We start from the raw sequence: 7,867 nt of genomic DNA, 5'->3' as shown, positions 1-7,867 counted from the left end.
TCGGGGCGCCGAACCGCCGCTCCCACAGGGGATTGGGCTGGCCTTTAGGACTTGAACAAGACAGTTGCCCCCACCGGGATAGAGCAGGCTGTCCGCGAACTTACAGAACCACGCTTGGCAGCCACAGCGAGATGGCCGGGATGTAGGTCACCGCCATCAGTACCATGAACAGCGCCAGGTAGAACGGCAGCAGCGCCTTGACCGTTGACTCGATACTGACCTTGCCGATCGCCGAGCCGACGAACAACACCGCCCCCACCGGCGGGGTGATCAGCCCGATACCGAGGTTGACCAGCATGATCATGCCGAAGTGCACAGGGTCCACGCCGATGCCAGTGATCACCGGCAGCAGGATCGGGGTGAGGATCAGGATCAGCGGCGCCATGTCCATCACCGTGCCCAGCAGCAGGAGCATGAAGTTGATGCACATCAGGATCACGTAGCGGTTGTCCGACAGGGTCAGGAACGCGGTGGTGATCTTCGACGGGATCTGCATCAGCGTCATCACGTAGCCGAAGCTGGCTGCGAAGCCGATCAGGATCATCACGATGGAGATGGTCCGCACCGTGCGATGCATCAGCTTGGGCAGGTCGCGCCACTTGTAGTCGCGGTAGATGAACATGGTCACGAAGAACGACCACACCACCGCCACGGCCGCCGACTCGGTGGCGGTGAACACGCCCGATAGAATGCCGCCGAGGATGATCACCATGGCCATCAGGCCCCAAAGCGCTTCACCGGCGATCTTCAGCGCCTGGCGCATCGGGATCACTTCGCCCTTGGGGTAGTTGCGCTTCTTGGCGAACAACAGGCACAGGCCCATCATCACCGCACTGAGCAGCAGCCCCGGCATCACCCCGGCCATGAACAGCGAGGCGATCGATACCGAGCCGCCTGCGGCCAGCGAATAGAGCACCGAGTTGTGGCTTGGTGGGGTGAGCAGTGCCTGCACCGAGCCGCTGACGGTCACCGCCGTGGAGAATTCGCGCGGATAACCTTTGCGCTCCATTTCCGGAATCAGCACCGAACCGACTGACGCCGTGTCGGCCACCGAGGAGCCGGAAATCGCGCCGAAGAAGGTCGAGGCCATGATATTGACCAGCGACAGCCCGCCACGCACGAAGCCCACCAGCACCCCGGCGAAAGCCACCAGGCGCCGCGACATGCCGCCCTCGGCCATGATCGCACCGGCCAGCACGAAGAATGGAATGGCCAGCAGCGAAAACTTGTTAACCCCGCTTGCCACCTGGATCATCATTGCCTGCAGCGGAATGTCGATCCACCAGGCACCGATCAGTGCAGAGAGCCCCAGCGCATAAGCCACCGGCATGCCCAGCAGGATGAGCGCGATGAAACTGCCCAACAGAATGAACGCATCCATTTATGCCGCTCCTTCGCTTTCTTCCACCAGGTCGAAGCGCACCACCTTGCGGTTGCTCTGATCGCCCAGCACGAGTTTTTCCAGCACGAAGATCAAGGTCAGCACGCCGCCCACCGGGATCGGCGCATAGGTCATGCCCACCCGCACGCCCGGCAGCGAGGCGAGAAACTGGTTCCACGTCGTGATGCACAGTTTGGTGCCGTACCAGGTCATGAACAGGCACACCACGATCATCAGCACCTGCACCAGCACGCCAACCAGCTGGCGCAGTGGTGCGGGCATGCGGTCGGTGAGCATCGCCACCGCCATGTGCGCGCCTGCGCGATAGCTGGCGGCGGCGCCGACGAAGGTGAACACCACCATCAGCAGGATCGCCACCGGCTCCGGCCAGCTGGAGCCGGTGCCGAGCACGTAACGGGCGAAGATGCCCCAGGGAATGATCAGCGACATGGCCAGGATCGACAGACCGGCGATCCAGATGCAGCTGCTGTAGAGCCTGTCGTTCAGGCGCAGGAAAAACGTTTTCATGGGCATCACCAGGAGGCGGCACGGCGGGCGCCGTGCTGCCGGAGTCGTCTGGAAGGAGTGGCTTACTCGACCGCGTCGATGCGGTTCATCAGGTCGGCGTACTGCGCACCGTATTTTTCGCGTACCGGGGCCGTGGCGTCATAGAACGGCTTGGTGTCCACGGCGATGAACTCGACACCCGCGGCCTTGAGCTTTTCTTCGCTGGCGGCGGACTTGGCGTCCCACAGTTCGCGCTCTTCCATCTGCGCTTCACGCGCGACTTTCTTCACCAGTGCCTGCTGGTCCGGGGTGAGCTTGTTCCAGGTGGTCTTGGACATCACCACCGGCTCCGGCAGGATCAGGTGGTTGGTCAGGGTGAAGTACTTGGCGCTCTGGTAGTGGTTGTGCTCGAGCAGGGTCGGCGGGTTGTTTTCGGCGCCGTCGATCACCCCGGTCTGCAGGGCGCTGAAGATTTCGCCGGTGTCCATGGCGATGCCGTTGCCGCCCATGGCGTTGATCATGTCGATGAACAGCGGGTTGCCCTGTACGCGGATCTTCATGCCCTTGAGGTCATCGATGCTGCGCACCGGCTTCTTGGTGTAGATGCTGCGCGAGCCGCCATCCATCCAGGCCAGTGCCACCAGGTTGAATTCGGAGTTGGTGATCTTGTCGAGGATCTCCTGGCCGATTTCGCCATCGATGATCTTGCGCATGTGCGCCTGGTCGCGGAACACGAACGGCATGTTGAACACGTTCACATCCGGCACCACCGGGCCGACGATCCCCAGGCTCACGCGGGTCATCTGCACCGCGCCGATCTGCGACTGTTCGATGACTTCCTTTTCCGAGCCGAGCACACCGCCGGCGAACATCTTGAAGGTGATCTCGCCATTGCTGGCCTGTTCGAGTTTCTTGCCCATGTTCTGCTCGGCGACCACGGTCGGGTAGCCGGCTGGGTGGATCTCGGCGAACTTGATGTCCAGTGCGCTGGCGGCACTGGACAGACCGAGGGCCAAGGGGAGGGCGGCAAGAAGCAGCGTGCGTTTGAAGGTCATGATGAAACTCCGTGGTTTTTATTATCTGGTTTCGGTCGTGCAGGTGTGGGTGGGCTGGGCGGTCAGCCTTGCCAGGGTGTTTCCTCCAGGCCCTTGACGCCGGGGTTCAGGGCGAACACGCCGCCGGCCAGCGGCTGGTCGGCGAGGTCGATGCCATCGGGGCGGATCGAGGTGACGTACAGGGTGTCGAGCTGAGGGCCACCGAAGGCGCACATCGCCGGCTTCTTCACCGGCACGTGCAGCGAGCGGTCCAGGCGGCCATCGGGGGCAAAGCGATGGATCACCCCCTCGTCGTTGCCGCAGATCCAGTAGCAGCCGTCCTGGTCGACGGCCGCGCCATCGGGGCGGCCTGGATGCTCGCGCATGTCGACGAACAGCTGCTGGTTATGGGGCGTACCGCTGTCGGTGTCGTAGTCGAACGACCAGATCTTCTGCACCGTCGGGTGCGAGTCGGACAGGTACATGCGCCTGCCGTCCGGGCTGAAGGCCAGGCCGTTGGGCACGATCATGCCGTCGAGCTGGCAATGCAGGTGGTCCTTGCCATCGAGGCGGTAGAGTGCGCCGACCTGGGCGCCTTGCTGCATGTCCATCAGCATGGTGCCGACCCAGAAACGGCCCTGGCGGTCACAGCGCCCGTCGTTGAAGCGCATGCCCTCGCGGGCATGCTCGACGCTGGCCAGGAGCGTGCCGAGCAGGCGCCCGTCCGCGGTCGGTTCAAGGGTGAACAGGCCGGTCTCCATCGCCCCGACCCAGCCCTGTGCGCCACGGGCGATGCAGGCCAGCATTTCATCGCCCTGCCAGACGTCGTGCTTGCCATCGGCCAGGCGCCAGCGCTGCAGTTGGCGGGCGGGAATATCGACCCAGTACAGGGCCTGCTCGCCGGCATGCCACACCGGGCTTTCCCCGGTGGCGTTGCGCGCGGCGACGATCAGTTCACAGTGCTGCATGGTGCTGCTCCTTGCACGCAGTGGCGCTCAATCGAAGGGGCCGGCAGCGACGAAGGCGCCGCCCTGATAGACCATGCTGGGGTCGTCGGCGGGGGGCGCGGGCCTTGATTCGACGTCGGCGCGGAACACCTCCGAGCTGTCCTTGGGCTGGTAGCCCAGGTGCTCGGCGTGGCGGTTGTCCCACCAGACAGTGCGGTTGTCGGACGCGCCATAGACCACGGTGTGGCCGACGTCGGGGGTGCGCAGGCTGCGTTCGATGAGTTGCAGCAGGTCGTCGTAGCTCAGCCAGGTGCAAAGCATTCGCGGGTTCTGCGGTTGCGGGAAGGACGAGCCGATACGGATGCTGACGGTCTCGATGCCGTAGCGGTCGAAGTAGAAGCTGGCCAGGTCCTCGCCGTAGCTCTTGGACAAGCCGTAATAGCCATCGGGGCGGCGAGGGGAGTGGGCATCGAGCCGCTCGTCCTGGCGATAGAAGCCGATCACATGGTTGGAACTGGCGAAGACGACGCGTTTTACCCCATGCTTGCGCGCCGCTTCGTAGATGTGGAACACCCCGCAGATATTGGGGCCGAGGATATCCTCGAAACTGTGCTCGGTGGACACCCCGCCAAAGTGCAGGATGGCATCGACGCCTTCGACCAGCGCGTGTACCGCAGCCTTGTCGGCCAGGTCGCAGGTGATCACTTCTTCATGCGGACCGGCAGCAGGTGCCATCGGGGCAATATCGGAAAGGCGCAGGACTTCGGCGCTGCCTTTGAGGCGTTCGCGAAGCACCTGGCCCAGGCCGCCTGCCGCTCCGGTGAGCAGCAGGCGTTTGAAGGGAGTAGTGGTCATGGCCAGCTCTTGTCGTTGATTGTTGTAGGTTGTCGTACGACATGGATCGATTATCGACAGCGAGTTCGCGGCTTGTCAATGCATTGATGGTATCGGTTTACAGGATCGACAGCGGATAGTTGAAGATCAGCCGGTTCTCGTCGAACTCGTTGTTGCTGAAGCTGCGGCGGATGTTGGAGTTGCGCCACTTCACGCTCAGATCCTTGAACGGGCCGCTCTGGATCACGTAGGCCAGTTCCGATTCACGCACCCACTCCTTGCCATCGCTCACCGCGCCGCTGTGCACATCGCGGCCGCTGATGTAGCGGTTCGTCATGCTCAGGCCGGGGATGCCGACGGTGACGAAGTTGAAGTCGTGGCGCACTTGCCAGGAGCGTTCGTTGGCGTTGTCGAAGCTGGCGTTGTAGCTGTCGTTGGCCAGGGTGCCGCCGCTGGTGCCGTTGACCCGCATCCAGGTATCGCCGCTGACCTTCTGCAGGCCGACCCAGAAGGTATGGCCGGCATAGCGCGCCGAGAACATGCCCGAGTAGGTCTTGTTGTCCAGCTTGCCGGCACGTTCGGCGCCGTCGTCTTCGCCCTGGAAGTAGCCGAGGTTGGCGCCCAGGGTCCAGTCGCCCAGTGGCTGGCTGTGGCTCAGTTGCAGGTACTGCTGCTGGTAGACATCCTTGAGCTGGGCATTCCACAGCCCGACCAGGGTGCGCTTGTCGTTGAAGCTGTATTCGCCGCCGACGAAGTTGAAGCGATCGGACACCCCACGGCCGAAACTCATGTCGTCCATGCTCGCGTCGTTACGCGGGCTGTTGCCGCGGAACTGCCCGCCATAGAGGGTCAGCCCGGCGATCTCGCTGGATGTCACCTGGCCGCCACGGAAGGTCTGCGGCAGCGAGCGGCCATCGTCGGAGCGCAGGATCGGCAGGACCGGCATCCACTCGCCGACCTTCAGCTCGGTCTTGGAGATGCGCGCTTTACCTGCCACGGCCAGGCGACCGAAATCGTCCGCGGGGCGTCCATCGTCATGGCGTGGCAGCAGGGCCGCGCCATAAGTGCCGCCACCACCGTCGAGCTTGACCGACCACAACCCCAGCACATCCACGCCGAAGCCAATCGGCCCCTCGGTGAATCCCGAGCGGGCGTCGAGGATGAAGCTTTGTGTCCACTCCTCGGCCTTGCTTTGCGGGTTGCTCGGGTCGACGAAGTTGCGGTTGATGTAGAAGTTGCGCAGGTTCAGGGTCGCCTTGGAGTCTTCGATGAAGCCGGCGGCCAGTGCAGCGTCGGGCAGTGCCCCCAGGGCGGTGGCGCCGAACAGGGCGAAGGACAGGGTCTGGCGGATTTTCATTATTGTTGTGCTCCCAGCAGTGAGGCAGCCGCCTGCCAGGCACGCGCGAGCGGCCGATTGCAGGGGCGGTGGGGTGAATGGCCCGTCGTGGACCAAGGTGAAATGCGCGAATCGGGCGCTCAGGTGCCCGTTGCTGCCAGCGATTCGCCGCAGCGGCGAATGTTGGAAAGAGGAGGGGGCGAGTAGCGTGGGTAGGATGTCGACATGATGGGCTTCACGAGTTGTTGTTTTTGTTGTGTGTTGTCGTACAACTTTGGCGATTATTAACAACCGCTGAAAACGCTGTCAACGCTTTTGAACAGGGTTTTGCTTCCATATTTATCGGAGGTTTTCCAGTGTTGAGGCTACAGTCGCTCTAGCTCGCCAGTTGCGAAGACATCCTATGACTGGCGAGGTGGCTGGCGCTCGTAACGCGGCCATCCCGACACAGGCTGCGCAGCTTCAAAGGCTGGCAAGGTCGCTGCGATACGGGCCGGTTCAGCCTTGCTTGTCGAGCCAGGCGATCTGTACGCCATCGACTTCGGCGGTGCGGTAGTTGACCTGCGCGGCCATGGTAGGTCGGTCAGGCCCAGGCCCAGGGCGAGTGTGCAGAATGCGATACGGTTCATGGTAGTGCTCCAGGGAGCAAGTGATGGGCGGACTTTAGCCAGCACCTTCAGGCGGGAGAACCGGGCAGGGCGGAACAGACCCTAGGGTCTGTATGAAAAGCCTTGAGACGAAGGTCAGGCAAGGCGAAAACAGCCGAGGAACGGCCGGGGTCGCGCTCGACTTTACGGGTTGTAAATGAGCATTCCGAGGCTGTTTTCAACGCAGCATCATCGAGTATCAAGGCTTTTCGTACAGAGCTTAGCGCACGCGCCCCAGCATCTCGATATAGCGCTGCACCGCTGGCGCCTTTTCGAAACGGCGATGCAGCAGGGCCAGGCAGGAGCGCGGCTGGCAATCTTCGATCGGGCGATAGTTGACCTGCGGCAGATTGACCCTGCGCACCATCGACTCCGGCACCACCGCGATGCCCTGGCCCAGCGAGACCAGAGCGACCACCGCCACCAGGCTGCCGGGCTGCGGCCCCAGGTGCGGGGTGAAGCCTCCCTGTGCGGCTACCGCCAAGGTGCCGGAGATCTGCTCGGGCAGGATGAAGGTTTCCCCGGCCAGCCGTGCGGCGTTGATCTGCGGCAGTTCGTTGAGGCGGGAGCTGGAGGGTAGGGCGAGGACGAAGCCTTCTTCCAGCAGCGTAATGGCGTTCAGTTCTTCTGGCAGTTCCATGGGCATTCGTACATAGGCGAGGTCAAGCTGCCCATCACGAACCAGCTCGGGCGAGGCCATCATGGCGACCTCGCGAATATTGAGCTGGACGCCGGGGCAGGATTGACTGAAGTGCGTCACTTGCTGCTGCAAAAGCCCCGAGTACGCGGCAGAAGCCACATAACCCAGTTCGATACGCCCGACATCGCCCCGCCCGGCCCGCTGCGCGCCGAGTTGCGCAGCATCGAACTGGCGCACCGCCTGCAACGCCTCGACCCGCAGCGCTTCACCCGCCGCGGTGAGACGCACGGCCCGCTGGCTGCGCTGGAACAGGCGTACGCCAAGCTCGTTTTCCATGTCCTGGATCTGCCGGCTCAGCGTTGGCGGAGCGATGCCCAACTGCTCAGCGGCACGAGTGAAGTGACCGTGCTGGGCAACACTCAGGAAGTAGCGGAAATGGCGGATTTCCATGGGGGTTACTTGGCTCGGGGATTTGATGATGGTGCAACGCTACAGGGGGGATGGCTTGGGTGCCAAGCGGGATTATGCAAACCAGCTTGCT

The 7,867-nt window shown here is 63.1% G+C and carries 7 protein-coding genes; all 7 read right to left on the bottom strand.

The window, feature by feature from the left end:
* Window positions 1–100 precede the first annotated feature (100 nt).
* Window positions 101–1,381 carry a TRAP transporter large permease gene (locus HU729_RS03895; RefSeq protein WP_186666988.1) on the bottom strand — a complete coding sequence of 427 codons (1,281 nt, stop codon included), beginning with the start codon at window positions 1,379–1,381 and terminating at the stop codon, window positions 101–103.
* On the bottom strand, window positions 1,382–1,909 hold the full coding sequence (locus HU729_RS03890) for a TRAP transporter small permease (RefSeq protein WP_186666987.1): 528 nt from the start codon (window positions 1,907–1,909) through the stop codon (window positions 1,382–1,384).
* A gap of 62 nt (window positions 1,910–1,971) precedes the next feature.
* Window positions 1,972–2,943 (bottom strand): TRAP transporter substrate-binding protein, encoded by a 972-nt coding sequence (locus HU729_RS03885; RefSeq protein ID WP_186708491.1) that lies wholly within the window; start codon window positions 2,941–2,943, stop codon window positions 1,972–1,974.
* A 62-nt stretch (window positions 2,944–3,005) separates the two neighbouring features.
* The gene (locus HU729_RS03880) at window positions 3,006–3,890 is read right to left on the bottom strand and encodes an SMP-30/gluconolactonase/LRE family protein (RefSeq protein ID WP_186708489.1); all 885 of its coding nucleotides are present in this window, start codon (window positions 3,888–3,890) and stop codon (window positions 3,006–3,008) included.
* Between the two features lie 27 nt (window positions 3,891–3,917).
* Window positions 3,918–4,724, bottom strand: a complete 807-nt coding sequence (locus HU729_RS03875) for an NAD(P)-dependent oxidoreductase (protein ID WP_186708487.1) — start codon at window positions 4,722–4,724, stop codon at window positions 3,918–3,920.
* A gap of 97 nt (window positions 4,725–4,821) precedes the next feature.
* Window positions 4,822–6,060, bottom strand: coding sequence for an OprD family porin (locus HU729_RS03870; RefSeq protein ID WP_186708485.1), 1,239 nt, complete (start codon window positions 6,058–6,060; stop codon window positions 4,822–4,824).
* An 846-nt stretch (window positions 6,061–6,906) separates the two neighbouring features.
* Window positions 6,907–7,776, bottom strand: a complete 870-nt coding sequence (locus HU729_RS03865; RefSeq protein WP_186666982.1) for a LysR substrate-binding domain-containing protein — start codon at window positions 7,774–7,776, stop codon at window positions 6,907–6,909.
* Between the last annotated feature and the right edge of the window lie 91 nt (window positions 7,777–7,867).

Origin of the sequence: Pseudomonas sp. RW10S2 (genome assembly GCF_014268985.1) — a bacterium.
GTDB classification, from domain to species: Bacteria; Pseudomonadota; Gammaproteobacteria; order Pseudomonadales; family Pseudomonadaceae; genus Aquipseudomonas; species Aquipseudomonas wayambapalatensis.
The sequence above is the reverse complement of the archived record's forward strand: the minus strand, read 5'-3'. Positions and strand labels throughout refer to the sequence as shown.